General features: G+C 64.4%; 18 protein-coding genes. 8 read left to right on the forward strand and 10 right to left on the reverse strand.

The genetic code is table 11. The annotated features are described in order from the left end of the window. Positions 1-777 carry a fumarylacetoacetate hydrolase family protein gene (locus AOT83_RS24310; RefSeq protein ID WP_030094102.1) on the reverse strand — a complete coding sequence of 259 codons (777 nt, stop codon included), beginning with the start codon at positions 775-777 and terminating at the stop codon, positions 1-3. 10 nt (positions 778-787) lie between these two features. Further along, entirely contained in the window at positions 788-1447 is a 660-nt protein-coding gene (locus tag AOT83_RS24315) for a TetR/AcrR family transcriptional regulator (RefSeq protein WP_057963699.1), read from the reverse strand. Between the two features lie 114 nt (positions 1448-1561). Here AOT83_RS24315 and AOT83_RS24320 point away from each other — a divergent pair, with 114 nt between their 5' ends. Together AOT83_RS24320 and AOT83_RS24325 are read left to right on the forward strand one after the other, a co-directional pair. Next, positions 1562-2779, forward strand: a complete 1218-nt coding sequence (locus AOT83_RS24320; RefSeq protein WP_046254251.1) for an oxygenase MpaB family protein — start codon at positions 1562-1564, stop codon at positions 2777-2779. Between the two features lie 53 nt (positions 2780-2832). Continuing rightward, entirely contained in the window at positions 2833-4035 is a 1203-nt protein-coding gene (locus tag AOT83_RS24325) for an MFS transporter (protein WP_057963700.1), read from the forward strand. A 66-nt stretch (positions 4036-4101) separates the two neighbouring features. Here the strand turns inward: AOT83_RS24325 and AOT83_RS24330 are convergent, their stop codons facing one another. After that, the gene (locus tag AOT83_RS24330) at positions 4102-5115 is read right to left on the reverse strand and encodes a 3-isopropylmalate dehydrogenase (protein ID WP_030094106.1); all 1014 of its coding nucleotides are present in this window, start codon (positions 5113-5115) and stop codon (positions 4102-4104) included. After that, positions 5112-6683: a phosphoglycerate dehydrogenase gene (serA, locus tag AOT83_RS24335; protein ID WP_030094107.1), complete on the reverse strand. Its 1572-nt coding sequence runs from the start codon at positions 6681-6683 to the stop codon at positions 5112-5114. The genes AOT83_RS24330 and serA overlap by 4 nt, the downstream gene beginning before the upstream one ends. A gap of 147 nt (positions 6684-6830) precedes the next feature. Here serA and AOT83_RS24340 point away from each other — a divergent pair, with 147 nt between their 5' ends. After that, a complete protein-coding gene (locus tag AOT83_RS24340) occupies positions 6831-7514 on the forward strand; it encodes a LysM peptidoglycan-binding domain-containing protein (RefSeq protein ID WP_232783305.1) in 684 nt (227 codons plus the stop codon). A gap of 1 nt (position 7515) precedes the next feature. Here the strand turns inward: AOT83_RS24340 and AOT83_RS24345 are convergent, their stop codons facing one another. Both AOT83_RS24345 and AOT83_RS24350 read right to left on the reverse strand, forming a co-directional pair. Then, positions 7516-8868, reverse strand: a complete 1353-nt coding sequence (locus AOT83_RS24345) for an MFS transporter (RefSeq protein ID WP_057963701.1) — start codon at positions 8866-8868, stop codon at positions 7516-7518. 15 nt (positions 8869-8883) lie between these two features. Continuing rightward, complete coding sequence (locus AOT83_RS24350) at positions 8884-9480, reverse strand: TetR/AcrR family transcriptional regulator (RefSeq protein ID WP_057963702.1); 597 nt, start codon at positions 9478-9480, stop codon at positions 8884-8886. A gap of 79 nt (positions 9481-9559) precedes the next feature. Between AOT83_RS24350 and AOT83_RS24355 the strand changes: the two genes are divergently transcribed. From AOT83_RS24355 to AOT83_RS24375, 5 genes are all read left to right on the forward strand, one after another. Further along, positions 9560-10990 (forward strand): AarF/ABC1/UbiB kinase family protein, encoded by a 1431-nt coding sequence (locus AOT83_RS24355; protein ID WP_057963703.1) that lies wholly within the window; start codon positions 9560-9562, stop codon positions 10988-10990. Continuing rightward, entirely contained in the window at positions 10987-12390 is a 1404-nt protein-coding gene (locus AOT83_RS24360) for an AarF/ABC1/UbiB kinase family protein (protein WP_057963704.1), read from the forward strand. Before AOT83_RS24355 ends, AOT83_RS24360 begins: the two co-directional genes overlap by 4 nt. Then, complete coding sequence (locus AOT83_RS24365) at positions 12377-13561, forward strand: cytochrome P450 (RefSeq protein ID WP_057963705.1); 1185 nt, start codon at positions 12377-12379, stop codon at positions 13559-13561. Before AOT83_RS24360 ends, AOT83_RS24365 begins: the two co-directional genes overlap by 14 nt. Positions 13562-13670: 109 nt before the next feature. Continuing rightward, positions 13671-14636 (forward strand): ArsR family transcriptional regulator, encoded by a 966-nt coding sequence (locus tag AOT83_RS24370; protein WP_046254261.1) that lies wholly within the window; start codon positions 13671-13673, stop codon positions 14634-14636. Between the two features lie 129 nt (positions 14637-14765). Then, a complete protein-coding gene (locus AOT83_RS24375) occupies positions 14766-15812 on the forward strand; it encodes an oxygenase MpaB family protein (RefSeq protein WP_057963706.1) in 1047 nt (348 codons plus the stop codon). 4 nt (positions 15813-15816) lie between these two features. On the opposite strand, the gene AOT83_RS24380 is transcribed toward AOT83_RS24375, so the two are convergent. From AOT83_RS24380 to AOT83_RS24395, 4 genes are all read right to left on the reverse strand, one after another. Then, positions 15817-16248 (reverse strand): DUF2752 domain-containing protein, encoded by a 432-nt coding sequence (locus tag AOT83_RS24380; RefSeq protein WP_030094116.1) that lies wholly within the window; start codon positions 16246-16248, stop codon positions 15817-15819. A gap of 143 nt (positions 16249-16391) precedes the next feature. Then, the gene (gene ilvC, locus AOT83_RS24385) at positions 16392-17393 is read right to left on the reverse strand and encodes a ketol-acid reductoisomerase (protein ID WP_030094117.1); all 1002 of its coding nucleotides are present in this window, start codon (positions 17391-17393) and stop codon (positions 16392-16394) included. A 46-nt stretch (positions 17394-17439) separates the two neighbouring features. Continuing rightward, a complete protein-coding gene (ilvN, locus tag AOT83_RS24390) occupies positions 17440-17943 on the reverse strand; it encodes an acetolactate synthase small subunit (RefSeq protein ID WP_057963707.1) in 504 nt (167 codons plus the stop codon). Then, on the reverse strand, positions 17940-19790 hold the full coding sequence (locus AOT83_RS24395) for an acetolactate synthase large subunit (RefSeq protein ID WP_030094119.1): 1851 nt from the start codon (positions 19788-19790) through the stop codon (positions 17940-17942). Before AOT83_RS24395 ends, ilvN begins: the two co-directional genes overlap by 4 nt. Positions 19791-19893: the final 103 nt, after the last annotated feature.

Below are 19893 nucleotides of genomic sequence, written 5' to 3' on the forward strand. Positions count from 1 at the left end.
TTACTTCGCCTTCCGCACAACAGGATTGGACAACGTGCCGATACCTTCGATGGTGACGCTCACGGTATCGCCGTCGACGATGGGACCGACACCCTCAGGTGTTCCGGTAAGGATCACGTCGCCGGGCAGCAGGGTCATCACGGCCGACACCCACTCCACGATCGCGCCGACATCGTGCAACAGCAACGAGGTTCGGCTGCTTTGCCGAACTTCGCCATTGACCTCGGTACGGATGGCCAGATCCGAGGGATCCAGATCAGTGACAATCCACGGCCCCAGCGGGCAGAACGTGTCGTGCCCCTTGGCTCGTGTCCACTGCCCGTCGGCACGCTGGTGATCGCGCGCGGAGACGTCGTTGCCGATCGTGTATCCCAGAATGACCTCGGCCGCCCGGGAAGCGGGGACGTCCTTGCACGGCCGGCCGATCACAATCGCCAGCTCACCCTCGTGGTGGACCTCGGATGCGCTGGGCGGCAGCTGAATCGGCAGACCCGGACCAATGATCGACGTGTTGGGCTTGATAAAGATCACCGGCGACTCCGGTGGGGCACCACCCATCTCGGCGGCATGGGCGGCGTAGTTCTTGCCCATGGCCACCACCTTGCTGGCCAGAATCGGCGCCAGCAGCCTGACGTCGGCGAGCGGCCACTGGCGCCCGGTGAAAGTGGGCGTCCCGAAGGGATGCTCGGCGATCTCCCTGGCGGTCTCGGTGCCGTCATCTCCCTCGATACTGACGAAGGCGACACCGTCTGGGCTGGCAATACGTCCTAGGCGCATTTACATGAGCCTAGTTGCCGGGCTTCGCACCTTCCTCGGCGTCCTCACGTTGGTCCTCCCGGATGTTGGCGCGAGTGACCAACGCCACCAGAAAGTCCTCCAACCGGTCGTGGGTGATATCGAGTTCCCCACGAAACCAGGTGGTGACCAAGTCCAGTCCACCGGATACCAACGTGAAGGTGGCCAGGTCCAGATCGGGGTCCAGCGCATCGTCAGCGGGAAGCAGCACGCGGCCCTGATCGGCCATCACCTGTGCCAGCGTCTTGACCAGATCGCGGCGGCGGGCCGCCAACCCTTCGGTGGCCTGCGATTCCACCAGCAGCCTGCCCCGACGCGGGTCGGCGGTGAGAAATCGCAAGCCGCTACCGATGGCCGCACGGGTGCGTACCACCGGATCCTTCGACGTCGAACTCTTCGCAATGGCCTCGATGATGGCCGCCGACCCCTCCAGCATCTGTTCATCGAGCATCGCGAGCACCAACTCGTCGGTGCTGCGGAAACTCTCGTAGAAGTACCGATCGTTGAGCCGGGCCTCGGCACATACGCCACGCACCGTCAGCCCCTTCACGCCGCCACCGGCGACCAGGTCCAGCGCGGCGTCCAGGAGCGCCGCGCGTCGTCGTGCGCGTCGTTCACCGGAGGTGGCGCCGCCATAGGTCCGGGATGGCATCTGCCGATTGTCGCACTTTGGTTCTTGACCTCACGGCATTTTCTGGTGATGATTCTCACCAGATGGTGAGACGTGTCACCAGATGGCCCGTTCAACGAGGAAAGGACCTCATTCATGGCTTCGAGCTGGCAGAAGCTCCCCAACCCGCCGCAGCTTCGCGAGTTCCCGTTCAACGTGTTCACGCGCTTCCTGGCCGGACGAGACATCCGCGCGACCGCCGAGCAGCGGGAGACCTTCCGTCAGTACGCGCACGTCGGCGACCCGCTCGCCGATGCCGTGGTCGCGATGTTCGCGCGCTTCCCGGCAGGCCAGGGGCGACGGATGTTCGAGATGGCATTGGAGTCCGGCATCGAATCGGTCGACAATCCCCCCGAGGAACTCGTTGCGTTCTTCACACAGGTCGATGCCCGGCCGTATTGGCTCGACGACGCGAAGCTTGAGCTGGCCGCGCGGGTCAGCATGCGCACCGGAGTGGTGGGCCTGGGCCTGGCACTGCCCGGCCTCGCCCTCACCGGGGGCTATCTCTCGTCCCGCGCCGACAAACCCCTGGTCGGTACCGGCAATCTAAATCTGCAGGCCGCGGCCCCGCGCCGGCTGCACGAGACGGCGCAATGGCTCATCGATGTCACCTCCCCCGGTGGACTCGAGCGGTTCGCCACCGGTTTCAAGGGAGTGTCTCGAGTCCGTCTCATGCATGCGCTGGTTCGCGGCGCCATGAATCGGCGCGATGACTGGGATTACGAGAACTGGGACACCCCGATCAATCAGATCCAGTTGGCGGGGACGCTGATGCTCTTCTCGCTGGCCAATCTGGCGGGATGCCAGGCCATGGGCATGAGTTTCTCGGACACTGAGCGCGAGGCAGTCTTCCATTTCTGGCGATATGTCGGGCAGCTCATGGGAATTCACCCCGAACTCGTACCCACCAGCGAGGAGGACACCTGGCGGTTGTTCTGGCTGGAGGCCGATACCGAGTTCCTGCCCGACGAGGACTCGTACTCGCTGACGCAGGCGCTACACCGGTCTATGCCGGACGAGCCCGCGTTCATGCGGCTTTCCCGCGCCTATCTTTCGTCCTACAGCCGCCTCATCCTCGGCAAGACACATGCCGATCACCTGGGGCTTATCGACAGCAAGTCGATGCAGGCCGCGGTCCTGGGGACGTCGGTGGTCAATTGGTTCTTCGAGCGCCGCAATGTCTTGCCGGGAATGACCCGCATCAGCGAGGAATTCGGTCACTTTGCGCGGCGCCAGATCGTCTCGCGCGGCATGGCACAGACCGGGGGCGATCGCACCTACCGGCAGCACGACAAGCTCGCGACGGCCAGCTAGCAAATCCCATATATTGGGATACTAGTTCAACAATTTGAGATAGATGTGGAACCATGGCACTCATGGTTCGTGTTGATGAGGTTGGTACAGCACGCCGTTGGGCGATGCTGGCCATTTCCCTGGGGTCCACCGCCGCCGCCAATGTCTTCATCAACGGTGTGGCGTTCCTCATCCCCGCCTTACACACCGAGCGCGGGCTGGATCTCGCCAACGCGGGGTTGCTGTCGGCGATGCCCAGCTTCGGGATGGTGCTGACACTCATCGCATGGGGCGCGCTCATCGACAGATTCGGTGAGCGGATCGCGTTGGTGAGCGGCCTCGCGCTGACGGCCCTGGCCGCGTTCGCCGCGGCCGAGGCGCCGTCGTTGGTGCTCACGGGCGTCTTCCTACTGTTGGGTGGGGCGTCTGCGGCAGCGTGCAACTCGGCCAGCGGGCGCGTGGTGGTGGGGTGGTTCCCGCCGAACCAGCGGGGCACGGTGATGGGCATCCGCCAGATGGCGCAGCCACTCGGAGTTGCACTGGGCGCCCTAGTCATCCCCCGTATCGCGGAAAGCCACAGTGTGGCAACGGCATTGATCTTCCCGGCGGCCGTATGTGCGGTGTCCTCGGCGATTTGCCTGGTGGGCATCATCGACCCGCCGCGACCACCGCGCTCGGAAGCACCCGAGGAACATCTGTCCAACCCCTATCGCGGTTCGCGGGTGCTGTGGCTGATCCACGCGGTGTCGGTGCTGCTGGTGGTTCCCCAGGTGGTCGTGTGGACCTTCACCCTGGTGTGGCTGGTGACCGACAGAGGGTGGAGTATCGGCGCGGCCAGCATCATGGTGACGGTGGCGCAGCTGGCCGGCGCGCTCGGCCGGGTTGCCGCCGGAATGTGGTCTGATCGTTGGGGTTCACGTATGCGCCCGATCCGGGCCATCGCGGTGGCCGCGTCAGCCGCCATGGCGCTATTGGCTCTCACCAATCAACTGGACTGGTCCATCAGCGTCGTCGTCATGCTGGTGGCGTCGGTGATCACGGTGTCCGACAACGGTCTGGCGTACACATCGATCGCGGAAATCGCGGGACCGTTCTGGAGCGGCCGCGCCCTGGGCGCACAGAACACCGGCCAGCTGCTGGCCGCCGCCGTGGCACCGCCGGTTTTCGGGGCGATCGCTACGGCGGTGGGATTCTCCGCAGCCTTCGCCGTGTGTGCGTTGTTCCCTTTGGCCGCTGTCGGTTTGGTGCCGGTGAAGCTGGAGAAACCCGCCCAATAACGCCGAATGCGAGCCTGACGCGATTTTCCGGCTGGATTTCCGCGTGAGGCTCGCACTCGATCAGGACTACAGGAAGCTGGCGATCCGATCGCCGGTGGCCGAGGTGGACAGCTTCTCCGCGCCCCGGGTGGCCAGGTGCTGTTCGACAGCCTTCTCCACACGCGCCGAGGCTTCCTTCTCGCCAAGGTGATCCAGCAGCAGGGCCACCGACACCACAGCGGCGGTGGGATCGGCGATCCCCTGCCCCGCGATATCGGGCGCACTGCCGTGCACCGGCTCGAACATCGAGGGGTTCTTGCCCGAACCGTCGATGTTTCCGCTTGCAGCCAAACCGATTCCACCGGTGACGGCGGCCGTCAGGTCGGTGATGATGTCGCCGAACAGGTTGTCGGTGACGATGACGTCGAACCGGCCCGGGTCGGTCACCATGTGGATGGTGGCGGCGTCGATGTGCTGGTAAGAAACCTGCACGTCCGGGTGCTCGGTGGCGACTTCGTCGACGGTCCGCGTCCACAGCGAACCGGCGTACTTGAGCACGTTGTTCTTGTGCACGAGCGTCAGGTTCTTGCTACGGGCCTCGGCGCGCTGGAAGGCGTTGCGCACCACACGCTCGACTCCGAAGCGGGTGTTGAGACTGACCTCGGTGGCGACCTCGTGCGGGGTCTCTACGCGGATGGCGCCGCCGTTGCCGGTGTACGGCCCCTCGGTGCCCTCGCGCACCACGACCAAGTCGATGGCCGGGTTACCCGCCAGCGGACCCGTCACGCCCGGGTACAGCTTGGCGGGGCGCAGGTTGATGTGGTGATCGAGTGCGAATCGGGTGTGCAGCAGCAGACCGCGTTCCAGCACTCCGCTCTGCACCGAGGGATCGCCAATGGCACCAAGCAGAATGGCGTCGTGCCCGCGCAGCTCGTCGAGCACCGAATCGGGCATGAGCTCACCGGTGGCCAGGTACCTACGGGCACCCAGGTCGTATTCGGTCTTCTCGACACCGGGCAGCACCGCGTCGAGCACCTTCACCGCCTCGCCGATGACCTCGGGGCCAATGCCGTCGCCAGCGATGATCGCGAGCTTTGTCATGAAAGATCCACCAGCTCAAGGGTTGTCGCACCGACAGCAGCGCGGATCTCGTCGAGTACGGCGTCCGGGGCGCTGCGGTCGATACGCAGGATGATGGTGGCCGCCTCGCCCGAAGCGTCCTGGCTCAGCTGCGCGGCCTGGATGTTGACGTCTGCCGAACCCAGCACGGTGCCGATCTTGCCGAGGGCGCCGGGCACGTCGGCGTAGTTGATGACCAGGTTCTCGCCCTCGGCACGCAGGTCGAAGTTGCGTCCGTTGATCTGGACGATCTTCTGCACCTGCTGTGGGCCGGACAGAGTGCCCGCCACATTGATCACCGAACCGTCGGCGTATACGGCGCGTACGTCGACAACGCTGCGGTGGTTGGGGCTCTCGGTGGCCGTGCTGATCTCCGCACTCACGCCACGCTCCTCGGCGATCGACGGAGCGTTCACGAAGGTCACCTGATCCTCGATCACCGACGAGAAGAGTCCGCGCAGCGCGGAAAGCTTCAGCACCGCAACGTCTTCGGAGGCCAGTTCGCCACGGACGTCGACCGACAGCGAGGTGGGCAGCTGCTCGGAGACGGCCCCGATGAGCACACCAAGCTTGCGGACAACCTCAAGCCACGGCGCGACCTCTTCGCTGACAACTCCCCCGCCGACGTTGACGGCGTCGGGCACGAATTCGCCTGCCAGGGCCAACTTCACGCTTGCCGCCACATCGGTACCGGCGCGGTCCTGGGCCTCGCTGGTCGAGGCGCCCAGGTGCGGGGTCACCACAACCTGGTCGAGCTCGAAAAGCGGGCTGTCGGTGCACGGCTCGGTGGAGAACACGTCGAGCCCGGCGCCGCGGACGTGACCGCTGCGGATCGCGTCAGCCAGGGCGGCCTCGTCGATAAGCCCACCGCGTGCGGCGTTGACGATGATGACGCCCGGCTTGGTCTTGGCGAGGGCTTCCTTGCCGATCAGACCCGCGGTCTCCGGGGTCTTGGGCAGGTGCACCGAGATGAAATCTGCCCGACCCAAAAGTTCGTCGAGGGTCAGCAGCTCGATGCCGAGCTGGGCGGCGCGAGCGGCCGAGACGTAGGGGTCGTAGGCGACGATGTGCGTCCCGAACGCGGCAAGGCGTTGCGCGAACAGCTGGCCGATGCGGCCCAGGCCCACCACACCGACCGTCTTGCCGAAGATCTCCGTGCCGTTGAACGACGAACGCTTCCAGGTGTGCGCCTTGAGCGAGGCGTCGGCGGCCGGGATCTGCCGCGCGGTGGACAGCAGCAGGGTGACGGCATGCTCGGCAGCGCTGTGGATGTTCGAGGTGGGTGCGTTGACCACCAGGACACCGCGGGCGGTTGCGGCCTTGACGTCGACGTTGTCGAGTCCGACGCCGGCACGCGCGACGATTTTGAGCTTGGTGCCGGCTGCCAGTACCTCGGCGTCCACGGTGGTCGCCGAACGCACCAACAGCGCGTCAGCGTCGGGTACCGCGGCCAGCAGTGCGGGACGATCCGGGCCGTCGACCCAGCGCACCTCCACACCATCACCAAGTGCTTCGACGGTCGACTGGGCAAGTTTGTCGGCAATCAGCACGACTGGACGTTCGCTCACGTCGCCATAGCCTAGTGTGCCGCCGTAAGCGGCGGACATCACAGTCGCCGACAACCGTGGTCGTGGCCCGCCACATCGAGTAGCGCACTACTCGCGACCCAGGACACACGCCCGGATGACGCTATGCGCATGACCGAAACACATGTACTACCTGTCAGTGGCCCATACACGGTCCGCAGTGGTGACACCCTGTGGAAACTGTCCGAAATGTTCTACGGCGACGGACGCCGCTACCGGGTGATCGCGGTGGTCAACGACCTATCCGATCCTGATCTCATCGAGGTGGGGCAGGAACTTGAGATTCCGTACGTCACCTATCGCTACCAGGTCAAGGCGGGTGACACCAAGGGCTCAATCGCCGAACATTTCTACGGCAGCTTCTCGATGAGTGGGGTGTTCGAAAGCCCCAGCGGTGTATCGCAGCGCGACCTGATTGTCGGCGAATGGCTGCTGATGCCGGACCTCGCCAACGTGGGACATCACACCGTGATGCCGGGCGAGACGCTGCAGGTGCTCGCGGACCGCTGGTACGGCGATTGGACGCTCTGGATCGTGATTGCCATCGCGAATCAGCTCAGCGGTGATGATCCGGAACCCGGCTCCGTGCTGATCCAGCCTCGGCTCAACCGGCGCCACACCGTCGTCTCCGGCGACACACTCTGGAAGCTGGCGCAGCAGAACTACGGCGACTACAACACCGCACGGACACAGATCGCGGTCCAGATGGTGGCGGCGGCCAACCTCATCGAAAACCCCGATCACCTTTCTGTGGGGCAGGTCATCTACTTCCCCTCGATCGACCTGGGCAGCTGAATCAGACCTCGGCGAGATCCACTCCACGGGTCTCGCGCGCGGCGAGCAATGCGACGAATGTCAACACACCGGCGATCGACAGGTAGACCCCTACCCATGCGACGCCGAAGTCGTGCACCAGCCAGGTGGCGATGAACGGCGCGACGGCGGCTCCGATGATGGAGGCGAAGTTGTACGCGATCCCCGACCCGGTGTAACGCACGTTCGTGGGGAACAGCTCGGGCAGCAGGGCGCTCATCGGGCCAAAGGACAGGCCCATCAATGCCATTCCAACACTCAAGAACACCAACATCATCGGCTTGTTCACCGTCGAGGGGTCGAGGAACCAGCCGAACGACAGCCCGAACACGATGATCCCGGCCGTGAACGTCAGCAGCACCGGTCTGCGGCCGTACCTGTCGGCCAGCCGTCCGGATATCGGCACGCACGCTGCCAGGAACAGCACCGAAATCAGCTGCATCTGTAGGAAATCGACGTAACCGATCGCGAGCTTGACCCCGGACTTGTCGACCACCTTCCCCGTTCCGTACGACGTCGCCCAGGTCGTCACGACGTAGAAGATCGTGTACGTGGCCAGCATGACGAACGTGCCGATCACCAGCTGGCGCCAGGAAGTCTTAGCCACCTCGGCCAGCGGCGCGCGGACCTTCTTGCCCTCGGCGACTGCCTGGGTGAAGACGGGCGTCTCGGTGAGTTTGAGCCGGACATAAAGGCCGACAACCACAATGACCGCACTGGCCAAAAACGGCACTCGCCAGCCCCAGGACAGGAACGCATGGTTGGCCGCAGCTGTCTTGGCGTCGAAGCCCATGACGAGCATCAGCAACAGGAAAGTGCCGTTGGCGAAGAAGAATCCGATCGGGGCGCCCAGCTGTGGCCACATCGCCGCCCAGCCGCGCTTCCCTTCCTCGGCGGTTTCGGTTGCCAGCAGCGCAGCCCCCGACCACTCCCCTCCCAATCCCAGACCCTGACAAAAGCGCAACAGCGAGAGCAGCGCGGGCGCCCAGTAGCCAACGGTGTCGAAGGTGGGCAGCAGCCCGATCGCGAAGGTCGCCACCCCCATGGTCATCAGCGATCCGACGAGGGTGGCCTTACGGCCGATCCGATCGCCGAAATGCCCGAACACCATGGAGCCGACGGGGCGGGCGACGAAGGCCAACCCGAACGTCGCGAACGACGACAGCAGCGCCGCGGTGTCATCCCCCCTGGGAAAGAACAACGTTGGGAACACCAGCACCGCCGCGGTGGCATAGATGTAGAAGTCGAAGAACTCGATACTTGTACCCACCATGGAGGCGACGACGATCCGGCTGCGCGGTACCGCAGACTCAACGGGCACGGTCTCCGGTGTCATGGCCACCGGCGGAGACTAGCGCAGCGATTCGATCCTGGTAGCCAGTACAGCCGTCCATTCCGCGATGTAGTCCTCGTCGGCGATGGTGGCGGTCGGTGCCCGGAAAACCGTACTGGTCGCACGCTTGCCCAAGAGGGCGTTGACGCCCAGCGCCCCAATCGATTCCGCTTGCGCCTTGCCGATGTCCGGGGCCCAGCCATGTACCCAGTCGGTGAGCTCGGCGTAGAGGCCATCGAAGAGTGCGGCATAGGCGGTATCGAGCCTGGCCAGGTGACCGGCCGGAACACTCGATGCGATCTGCAGCAGCTGCGACTCCTCATCGAGCACGGTCAGCAGGTACCGACCCATCATGGTGAGTTCGTTACGCAGGTCGCCGAGTCCACCGAATAGCGCGCGAATGTCACGCATCGCGCGCCGGCGATCGAGCTGACGATCGATGCCCGCCTCCAGCAGCGCTTCTTTGGACTTGAAGTGGTGATAGAGCCCGCCTGATCCGGGAGTAAGACCGGCCGCCTTCTCGATCTGGGCGACGCTAGTCGCCTTGTACCCCTGCTCGCCAAAGAGCCTCATGGCCTCGGCGACCAGGCGTTCTTTTGTGGAAATCTCAACCATTGACGGCTCCCAAGTAATCACTTAGTGTCACTCAGTGAGTACTTTAGCAGCTGGCATGGTCCACCGGTAGGAGGTAGTCATGACAGAGGACCTGGTTCCCCGGGGCCGCATCCGGCGCACGATGCCGCTGGCGGGATTCACCGCCCGGGCCGCGGGCGGCCGACTGGTCGCAGGCTTGCGCGAGAAGGCCGGAGACACCGGCGCCGTGGACCGCTTCCATGAAAAGACCGCCGAGCGTTACACCGAACTACTCGGGCACTCTAAGGGCGTCCTGATGAAGGCCGGCCAGATCTTCTCGAGCATCGACACGAGCGCAATGGGTGATGGGCGCATCTCGCCGTACGAGCGAGCGATGGCCAAGCTGCAGACCCAGTCGCCGCCCATGGACCCCGCGTTGGCACGGAGCATCGTCGAATCGGGGCTCGGACTCTCGGTGGACGAGGCATACGCCGAGTTCACCGACGAGCCGATATCGTCGGCATCCATAGGTCAGGTTCATCGCGCGGTACTTCATGACGGCCGCGCGGTCGCCGTCAAAATCCAGTATCCCGGTGTGGCCCAGGCTATTCAGGAAGATCTCGCCAACACCGAACTCGTCACGACTTTCCTGCGGACCTTCTTGTCCCTGCTCGGTCGCAGCGTCGCCATTGACCTACGCGCGACGGCCGAAGACATTTCGGAACGGATCGCCGAAGAACTCGACTATCGCCGCGAGGCCGCCAACATCGCCTCATTCCACGAGTTGTTCCGTGGGCATCCCTTCATCCGAGTCCCCGAGGCCGTGCCGGAGCTATCCAGCGACCAGGTACTCACCATGACCTACGTCGACGGAATCGGCTGGGCGCAGGCCCAGCAGTGCAGCCGTGAACTCAAAGACACGTGGGGAGAGGCGCTGTGGAGATTTAGCCTCTCCCCTCTACAACACGCCTCGGCGTTCTACACGGACCTGCACCCGGGAAACTACCGGTTCGGCCTCGACGGATCGATCGGGATCGTCGACTTCGGGTCCGTGAAGATCATTCCCGAACGCCTGCGCCTGGCATGGATACAAATGATCGTCGCCAACCTGCAGAAAAGAATCGGGGACCTGCACTCGATCATGACCGAAGCCGGGTTCATACCCGCCGGATCCACCATGACGACCGATGAAGTGCACCGGTGGATGGACCAGAACAATCCGGATGTTGTTGGTCCGCAACCTGTTACCTATACGCCCCAACTGGTCAACCGGAATATGGCCACTCTGGACACCAGCAGCCCGAACTCGCTGTCTGCACGCATCGCGTTACCGCCCGATCTCATCTACTTCGTCCGGGTTCCGCTGGGTGTGCGGTCAACCCTGTCCAAATTGGGTGCCACGGTGGACGCCCGCGCAGTCGTCGAAGACATGACCGGTGTCGCCGAGCCCACCACTGCGCTCGGGGTGCGACATGTGGCATGGGTGCGGGAGCGCGGTCTGCCGTTCGGATTGGAGCCGCGAGACCCGTCAAAGATTGGTGTCCAGCTGTGAACGACAAACCCATCCCGCGCGGCCGAATCCGGCGCACCATGCCGCTGGCCGGCTTCACCGCCCGAGCCGCAGGCGGGCGACTCGTCGCGGGCCTGCGCGAAAAAGCCGGGGACACCGGCGCTGTCGAACGGTTCCACGAACGCACCGCCGAGCGCTACACCGAACTACTCGGACACTCCAAGGGCGTCCTGATGAAGGCCGGCCAAATCTTCTCGGTCGCCGATATCGCATCCCACGGCTACAACCAGCTTTCCCCATATCAAAACGCCTTGACGCGCCTGCAGGCTGACGCACCGCCCATGCATCCCCTGTTGGCACGCCAGGCCCTCGAAGAAGATCTTGGGAGATCCGTCGAAGAACTCTTCTCCGAATTCAGCGATGATCCGATCGCCGCGGCGTCGATCGGCCAGGTACATCGAGCGACCCTCCACGATGGCCGCCCGGTCGCCGTCAAGGTCCAGTATCCCGGTGTGGCACAAGCCATCGAGCACGATCTATCGAACGCGGAGCTGATGGCCACTTTCCTGCGCTTCGCAACAGGTATTGCCGGGCCGCGGCCACAACTGGACCATCGACTCATGGCCGACGAGGTGGCCGCACGCATCTCCGAGGAGTTGGACTATCGACAGGAAGCGGCGAATATCAGGGCCTTCGCGGCGCTCTACGCGGACCATCCCTTTATCCGGATACCCGAGGTGATATCTGAAGCGTCCGGCAATCGGGTGCTCACCATGACCTATCTGGACGGCCTGGATTGGGTGGCCGCACAACAGGCCGACCAGGATCTCAAAGATGTTTGGGTGGAGACAATCTGGCGTTTCAGCACCGGATCATTTCGGCACGCGAATCTGTTTCACGCCGACCCGCATCCGGGCAACTATCGGTTCGGAATGGACGGGTCCGTTGGTTTTGTCGACTTCGGCTGCATCAAGGTGGTGCCCGAGTCCTTGCGCTATCGGCTCGTACAGATGATTCGCGCGGCCGCCGAGGAACGCCGCGAAGACCTACGCCAGCTGACGGTCGATGCCGGATATTTCGCCGCCGACTCCCCGCTGTCGGCTCACGATGTCTTTCAGTGGCTCGGGGCAACCGTGCAGGACATCCGGGGCCCTCAGCCGGTGACATTTACCCGTGAGATATCGAACAGCGCGACCCGTTCCCTGCTGAACTTCCAGACGCTGCATCAGATGTCGATACCCAGCGATCTGGTGTTCCTGGCCCGGATCAATCTGAACATCAGCGCACTCTCGGCAACGCTCAACGCGACAGTGCACACGCACGCGCTGCTCGATGATCTCGATGGTGTGGCCGAAGCCATTTCCCCGCTAGGTAAACAGCATGTCGGATGGGTCCGCGAGCGAGGCCTGCCCTTCGGATTGGATCACCATGACCACTGCTAACCCCATCGCACCCCGGATTCCCTGGGATTCAAGGGATCCCTACCGCTACTACGAAAACCTGCGGGCCCGCGGTGACGTGGTCTGGGACGAGAATGCCGGAACCTGGGTGGTTCTGGGTTACCACCCGGCCCGCGAGGTACTGGGTGGCACCGGATGGTCGAGCGATCCCCTCGCCAGCCCGCAGATGCGGGCCTCGGTCCCCGAGTACCTCGACCTGTCCGACTTCGGCAGAAACATGCTCTTCGTCGACGGACCCGACCACACCGAGCTCAGGGGCGCCGTCCGCGACGTATTCACCCCGGGGTTCATCGCCGGCCTGCGCGAAGGCGTGCAATCCATCACCGCTCAGGTCGTCGAATATCCGCAAGCTGGAGAAACTTTCGACTTCATGACCGATATCGCCCTGCCGTTGCCGATCGCGATCATCGGCGAGTGGCTCGGCCTGGACGATGCGGCGTCAGCCGTCCTTCGCCAGGAGTCCCCGATCATCATCCAGATGCTCGGGGCCTTCGCCGACGTCGAGACTGTCCTGGCCGGCACCTCCGCGGGCGCGACCCTCGCTACCGAACTTCTGCCGCTGGCCGCGGACCGCCGCGTACACCCCGGAGACGACCTCCTCAGCCTGATCGCATCCGATATCAACCTATCGCTGGAAGACGTGGTCACCATGGCGTTGATGATCGCCATCGCGGGTCATGAGACGACGGCAAACCTACTGGGCGCGAGCATGCTTCGACTGCTTGCCCCACGCCCCCACAGCCTTCGGCTGGCCGACGAGATCGACCCCGACGACCCGGCGGTCGTTACTGAACTGCTCCGGCTCGACGGTCCGGTACAGGGCACCGCGCGCGTTGCGACCGAGGACCACAATCTGGCCGGGCACATGATCCGGGAGCGCCAGACGGTGCTCATCGCGATTGCCGCGGCGAACCGCGATCCGCAGGTGTTCGTCGATCCCGCGGAGTTCCGGCTGGGCCGCAAGAGCACCCCGCCGCTGGCCTTCGGATATGGCGCACACCATTGCCTGGGCTCGGCGTTGGCCAAGCTGGAGACCACGGTGGCCATCGGTGAAATCCTGGCGCGCGGACCCGAGGTGATTGGCCCCGTCAGCTGGCGGGACGCCCCCGCCATCCGGGGACCGCGCAGCATCCCCATGCGGTTTCACAGGTAGTTTGCGTTCCCGACAGTTCCACGCAGACATTTCATGGGTGTGCGGGCAGGTATGGGCATATTGTGTGGAAATGCTCGTCAAAGCGGTCCGCAGCGGGTTGTAGGCCAGCGTGTTGCGACTCATCTTCACAGCGAATGACCTTGCTTTGACGAGGTTTCTGCCTATGCCTGCGCCATTGTTGGAGATGAAGTTCGCCACACGAGCACTACGGCAAGGTATTCGCACACCGTGGGGCGAGCGGTGGCGTTGTCGCGCACTGGCAGCATTTCCCATCGCGGCAGCACCGGGACGTACAGTGGTGAGCCACTTTTCATGGTCACTGTCGCCCACCGTGCTGGGCGACAGCTTCGATGAGGGTATGCGGTCCATCGAGAAGCTGAATCGCCAGCAGGCGCTGGCAGAGTTGGCCGTCTTCGGGCGCGGCCCCACCGAAGGTGCCGGGGCGCCACCGTATCTCCGGCATGCCATCGCCGGTGATCGCGAAGCCACTGTGGCATTGGGGCGCATGACGAAAGGCGCCTACAAAGCGGTGCTGGAACCGTACTGGCCCGACATCCAGGCGAACCATCAGATTGAACTCGTGCGGCAGGGACGCGTGATGGCGCGCCACGGTGTGCGGGCCGCCCTCGGCAAGATTGTCCCCGGCGCACGATGGAATGGCGACTGCCTTGAGATCGACAGTCCGCAACGCACCACCATCGCGCTGCGTGGCCGCGGCATCGTGTTGACGCCCAGCGTTTTCTGGGCGGGACCACCCCTGGTCGGTGAGCTCGGCGAGCAGCCGGTCGTCCTGGCGTACCCTGCCCCCATCGATTTGACCCTCAGTGTCGGTGCTGAATCCGACCCACTCGCGGCAATACTCGGATCGACCCGCGCCGCGGTACTGCGCGTGCTGACCGCGGAGCACACCACCGGTGATATCGCCCGCAACCTCGGGATCAGCCCCGCATCAGCGTCCGAACACACCTCGGCGCTGCGGCAAGCACGCTTGGTGCGCAGCCGCCGTGACGGTAAAGCGGTCATCCACGACGCCACCGCCCTGGGCCTTGACCTGATCGATGCAAACCGCCTGTAGCTGGCGTTTCATCGGCAGAGATCACAACACGAGAGCCACTCCGATAACAGATGTGCGCGCCACTGTTGACAACTGACGTTGTTAACGTCTCCAATGAGGAGGAAGCGAACCGCTCCCTGGGAGGCAACGATGCCAAGCACAGCTGCACACGCCGCAACATCACGCTCGGCGGGCATGCCGCCACGCGGTGATGCCAAAGCCCGAATCTGGCGCCGCGGAGACGGTGCCACTCCCGCCGGTCAACGCACCGGCCCCGACGGACACCTGGATTACGGCTACTTCGGCCCCGGCTCAGTGACCTGGAAGGTGTTTCTGCATCCCTCGGTGGCACCGATGATCGTGCTGGTGACCGCCCTCCTGGAGGGCAGCCATGAGGGGCTGCAGGCCGTCGAGATCAACCACGATCCGGTGTTCACCAAGAGCAAGCGCAATCAGGTCGACTTCGACGACACCGTCAAGCGCATCCAGCGCACTGCCGGCGTCCCGATACCGATTATCTTCGGCGACACCGCAAGTGCCGACGCGCTCGCCGCGCACCTGCGTCACTATCACCGCAACATGAAGGGTGTCATTCCCGGCACCGACCGGCCCTACGATGCGCAGGGCCCGGCCCTGGTGCTCTTCGCGCATGTGACGATCATGCATGCGGCACTACGGATCTACGAGAACACTCCCGCGCCGGGGCGTCTTATCCCCCGGCGTCTCCCCAAAGCCGAACGCGACCAATTCTTCTTGGAAGTCAAGACATTCGCCGAACTCATGGGAGCCGACCCGGACACGGTGCCGGTGACCTCCGAGGAGGTGGAGGCCTATTACGACTCGATCGAATCCGAATACCGGATGGTGAAGGGTTTTGTGCCGGGTGGCATGCGATTCGCTGTATCGGTGATCAGAAACGCACGGGGCTTCGGTGGACTGACGGCGGCTGCGGTTGCCGCGATCACCCTGGTCACCGCCGTGCCGTCTGTTGCGGTGGTGCCCCCAAAGGTGCGGCGTCATTTGGGGATTCCCCGCATCGCCGACCCGGTGCTGGCCCTGCTGCTACGGGTGGCGCAGCCTGCCTTTGTGCCGTTCACACTCGAGCCGATGGCGCGCGAGATCTCGAGACTGTTCATCGGCGATGACGGTATTACGTTGGGAGAGAACGCCCGCGAACTTATGGAGCAGTCCGCCTAGACCCTCACACTCGGAGCGCGGTGAACGGCGCGATCGGAATCAGCCTGATGACGAACCAGGCCGCGAACACCACCAGGATGATGGACGCCACCCACCCGCGCAGCCATGGCGGATTCCAGTCAGTGGCTCCCCGCCAGCGGCTGCGCGTCCACGCGACAAAACAGACCGCGAGGAACCCCAAGGCCACCAAGGCAACCGCGTTGTAGCGCAGTGCCGCCAGCACGTCGCCGTGCATCAATGAGTAGACCATCCGCAGGCCACCGCACGCGGGGCAGTCAAGTCCGGTGAGCGCCTTGAACGGACACACCGGAAGCACTCCCCCAGGCGTTGTCGGGTCTCCGAGCCAGATCGCCGCACAACCCGCGACCGCCGCCGCACCCACAACGACGGGTGCGGCGAGACGGGAAGCGACGGACGTCGCGTGGGAGGTGGTCATCGGGTTCCAGTATCCACCGTTCCGGGTATGGCCACAGTCGCATACTCGATCGGCACCATTCCCGTTGGGCGACCACAGCCCGAAAGGCAAAAACCCCCGCCACTCCGAAGAGTGCGGGGGCCTTGCGTTCAGATAAACAGATCCTAAGCGGTCTCGGTGATGGGCCGGTCAACCCAGCTCATCAGGTCGCGCAGCTTCTTGCCGGTGACCTCGATCGGGTGCTCGGCGTTCTCCTTGCGCAGACCCTCAAGCTCCTTGTTGCCGCCCTCGACGTTGGCGACGAGGCGCTTGACGAAGGTGCCGTCCTGGATGTCCGTGAGGATGTCCTTCATCCGCTGCTTGGTGCCGGCGTCGATGACGCGCGGGCCCGACAGGTACCCACCGAACTCCGCGGTGTCGGACACCGAGTAGTTCATGCGGGCGATGCCGCCCTCGTACATCAGGTCGACGATCAGCTTGAGCTCGTGCAGCACCTCGAAGTACGCCATCTCGGGGGCGTATCCGGCCTCGACCATGACGTCGAATCCGGTCTTGACCAGTTCTTCGGTGCCACCGCAGAGCACGGCCTGCTCACCGAACAGGTCGGTCTCGGTCTCTTCCTTGAAGTCGGTCTTGATGACGCCGGCGCGGGTGCCACCAATGCCCTTGGCATAGGACAGCGCGAGGGCCTGGCCCTCACCCTTGGGGTCCTGATGCACGGCGATGAGCGCGGGCACACCCTTGCCGTCGACGAACTGACGACGCACCAGGTGGCCGGGGCCCTTGGGGGCGACCATGGCAACGGTGACGTTGGCCGGGGGCTTGATCAGACCGAAGTGGATGTTCAGGCCGTGACCGAAGAACAGCGCGTCGCCGTCCTTGAGGTGCGGCTCGATCTCCTTGGAGAAAATCTCGGCCTGCGCGGTGTCGGGCGCCAGGATCATGATGACGTCGGCCCACTTGGCGACCTCTTCGGGAGTGTCGACCTCAAGACCCTGCTCGGTGACCTTGTCGCGCGACTTCGAACCCTCGCGCAGACCGACCTTCACCTGAACGCCGGAGTCGCGCAGGCTCAGCGAGTGCGCGTGTCCCTGGCTGCCGTACCCGATAACGCCGACCTTGCGGCCCTGAATCAGGGTGAGGTCCGCATCATCGTCATAGAACATCTCAACTGCCACAGTGCTTTTCCCTTCTTACCTTCTCTTTTAAGTATTACTTGGCGGCGGCGATGGACCGCGGGCCGCGCGACAGCGCGACCACGCCGGACTGCACGATCTCCCGAATACCGTACGGGTCGAGCATCCGCAGCAGTGCATCCAGCTTGGACTGGGTGCCCGTCGCCTCGATGGTCACCGACTCCGGCGATACATCCACGACCTTGGCACGGAACAGGTTCACCACCTCGATGACCTGCGCCCGCACCGACGCATCGGCGCGCACCTTGACGAGCATGAGCTCGCGGGCCACCGAATTCTCCTCGTCCTGTTCGACGATCTTGATCACGTTGATGAGCTTGTTGAGCTGCTTGGTGACCTGTTCGAGCGGAAAATCGTCGACGGTGACGACGATTGTCATGCGCGAAATACCTTTGAGCTCCGTCGGGCCCACCGCCAACGATGCGATGTTGAAGCCACGACGGGAGAACAGTGCGGCGACACGGGCGAGCACACCGGGACGGTCCTCGACCAGAACGCTCAGAGTGTGGGTGCTGGTCATCGTGACCCTTCCTGCTCCGCAGTTTCATCATCGTCGAACAGCGGCCGGATGCCCCGCGCCGCCTGGATCTCGTCATTGCTGGTGCCCGCCGCGACCATCGGCCACACCTGGGCGTCGGCACCGACGATGAAGTCGATGACCACCGGGCGATCGTTGATGGCCCGTGCCTCTTCGATCACCTTGGCGACGTCCTCTTCACGCTCGCAACGCAATCCGACGCAGCCAAGCGCCTCGGCCAGCTTCACGAAATCGGGGATGCGGCGCGAGTGCGTGGCCAAGTCGGTCTGCGAGTAGCGCTGCTCGTAGAACAGCGTCTGCCACTGACGCACCATGCCCAGGTTGCCGTTGTTGATGAGCGCCACCTTGATGGGCACGCCCTCGATGGCGCAGGTGGCCAGCTCCTGGTTGGTCATCTGGAAGCAGCCGTCACCGTCGATGGCCCACACCTCGGCCTCGGGGCGCGCCATCTTGGCACCCATGGCCGCGGGAACCGCGAAGCCCATGGTGCCCAGGCCACCGGAGTTGAGCCAGGTACGCGGGTTCTCGTACTTGACGAACTGCGCGGCCCACATCTGGTGCTGCCCAACGCCCGCCACGTAGACCGCGTCTGGTCCGGCGATCTTGCCCAACGTCTCGATGACGAACTCCGGGCCCAGGCTGCCGTCGTGCTGTGCGTCGTATCCCAGTGGGTAGGTCGCGCGGATACCGGACAGGTACTCCCACCACTCGGACAGATCGGTGGTCGCACCGGTCGCACGGTCGTTCCGGATGGCCTCGGTCAGCTCGGAGATGACGTTCTTCACGTCGCCGACGATCGGCACATCCGCGTGGCGGTTCTTACCGATCTCGGCGGGGTCGATATCGGCGTGAATCACCTTGGCGTCCGGCGCGAACGAGTCCAGCTGCCCGGTGACGCGGTCGTCGAAACGCGCGCCCAGGGTGATCAGCAGATCGCTGCGCTGCAGTGCTGCCACCGCGCCGACGGTGCCGTGCATCCCGGGCATACCCATGTGCAGCTCGTGGCTGTCGGGGAATGCACCGCGCGCCATAAGGGTGGTGACGACGGGGATGCCGGTCAGTTCGGCCAATTCCTTGAGTTCCGGGGATGCGTCCGCGCGGATGACACCGCCACCGACGTACAGCACCGGGCGCTTGGCGGCGGCGATGAGCCGAACCGCCTCACGGACCTGCTTGCCGTGCGGCTTGGTGACGGGCTTGTAGCCAGGCAGATAGATCTGCGGCGGCCAGCTGAACGTGGTCTGCGCCTGCAGCACGTCCTTGGGGATATCGACGAGGACCGCACCGGGACGGCCGCTCTGGGCGATGTAGAAAGCCTCGGCGATGACCCGCGGGATTTCCTCGGCGTTGTTCACCAGGAAGTTGTGCTTGGTGATCGGCATGGTGATGCCGGAGATGTCGGCTTCCTGGAAGGCGTCGGTGCCGATGAGGCCCCGCCCCACCTGCCCGGTGATCGCGACCACCGGGATGGAGTCCATCTGCGCGTCGGCCAACGGGGTGACCAGGTTGGTGGCACCCGGGCCGGAGGTGGCCATCATGACGCCGACCTTGCCGCTGGCGTGGGCGTACCCGCTGGCGGCGTGCCCGCCACCCTGCTCGTGCCGCACCAGGACATGCCGGACCTTCACCGAGTCGTACAGCGGGTCGTACACGGGCAGCACCGCACCGCCGGGAATACCGAAGATGACCTCGACACCGAGCTCCTCAAGCGAGCGCACTACCGACTGCGCGCCGGTGACGCGCTGGGGTGCGACGGTGTTCGCTTCCGGAGCTGCTGCTGGGGCCGGCCCAGAAGCAGAAGCCGGCTTGGGCTTTGCAGGTGCACTCATGGTGGTCTGTCCTCTTGTTGTGTCCGTACTGAAAACCTATGGCAACAAAAAACCCCCGCCAGCGGTCTGCTGTACGAGGGTTGCGCGTCGAGTGTGCGCGAGT

The organism is Mycobacteroides sp. H001, from assembly GCF_001440005.1.
GTDB classification, from domain to species: Bacteria; Actinomycetota; Actinomycetes; order Mycobacteriales; family Mycobacteriaceae; genus Mycobacterium; species Mycobacterium gwanakae.

What these genes read in the sequence shown, in the direction of transcription:
- AOT83_RS24310 (WP_030094102.1), bottom strand. Translation starts at nt 777, where the DNA reads ATGCGCCTAGGACGTATTGCCAGCCCAGACGGTGTCGCCTTCGTCAGT.
- AOT83_RS24315 (WP_057963699.1), bottom strand. Translation starts at nt 1,447, where the DNA reads ATGCCATCCCGGACCTATGGCGGCGCCACCTCCGGTGAACGACGCGCA.
- AOT83_RS24320 (WP_046254251.1), top strand. Translation starts at nt 1,562, where the DNA reads ATGGCTTCGAGCTGGCAGAAGCTCCCCAACCCGCCGCAGCTTCGCGAG.
- AOT83_RS24325 (WP_057963700.1), top strand. Translation starts at nt 2,833, where the DNA reads ATGGCACTCATGGTTCGTGTTGATGAGGTTGGTACAGCACGCCGTTGG.
- AOT83_RS24330 (WP_030094106.1), bottom strand. Translation starts at nt 5,115, where the DNA reads ATGACAAAGCTCGCGATCATCGCTGGCGACGGCATTGGCCCCGAGGTC.
- AOT83_RS24340 (WP_232783305.1), top strand. Translation starts at nt 6,831, where the DNA reads ATGACCGAAACACATGTACTACCTGTCAGTGGCCCATACACGGTCCGC.
- AOT83_RS24345 (WP_057963701.1), bottom strand. Translation starts at nt 8,868, where the DNA reads ATGACACCGGAGACCGTGCCCGTTGAGTCTGCGGTACCGCGCAGCCGG.
- AOT83_RS24350 (WP_057963702.1), bottom strand. Translation starts at nt 9,480, where the DNA reads ATGGTTGAGATTTCCACAAAAGAACGCCTGGTCGCCGAGGCCATGAGG.
- AOT83_RS24355 (WP_057963703.1), top strand. Translation starts at nt 9,560, where the DNA reads ATGACAGAGGACCTGGTTCCCCGGGGCCGCATCCGGCGCACGATGCCG.
- AOT83_RS24365 (WP_057963705.1), top strand. Translation starts at nt 12,377, where the DNA reads ATGACCACTGCTAACCCCATCGCACCCCGGATTCCCTGGGATTCAAGG.
- AOT83_RS24375 (WP_057963706.1), top strand. Translation starts at nt 14,766, where the DNA reads ATGCCAAGCACAGCTGCACACGCCGCAACATCACGCTCGGCGGGCATG.
- AOT83_RS24380 (WP_030094116.1), bottom strand. Translation starts at nt 16,248, where the DNA reads ATGACCACCTCCCACGCGACGTCCGTCGCTTCCCGTCTCGCCGCACCC.
- ilvC (WP_030094117.1), bottom strand. Translation starts at nt 17,393, where the DNA reads ATGTTCTATGACGATGATGCGGACCTCACCCTGATTCAGGGCCGCAAG.
- ilvN (WP_057963707.1), bottom strand. Translation starts at nt 17,943, where the DNA reads ATGACCAGCACCCACACTCTGAGCGTTCTGGTCGAGGACCGTCCCGGT.
- AOT83_RS24395 (WP_030094119.1), bottom strand. Translation starts at nt 19,790, where the DNA reads ATGAGTGCACCTGCAAAGCCCAAGCCGGCTTCTGCTTCTGGGCCGGCC.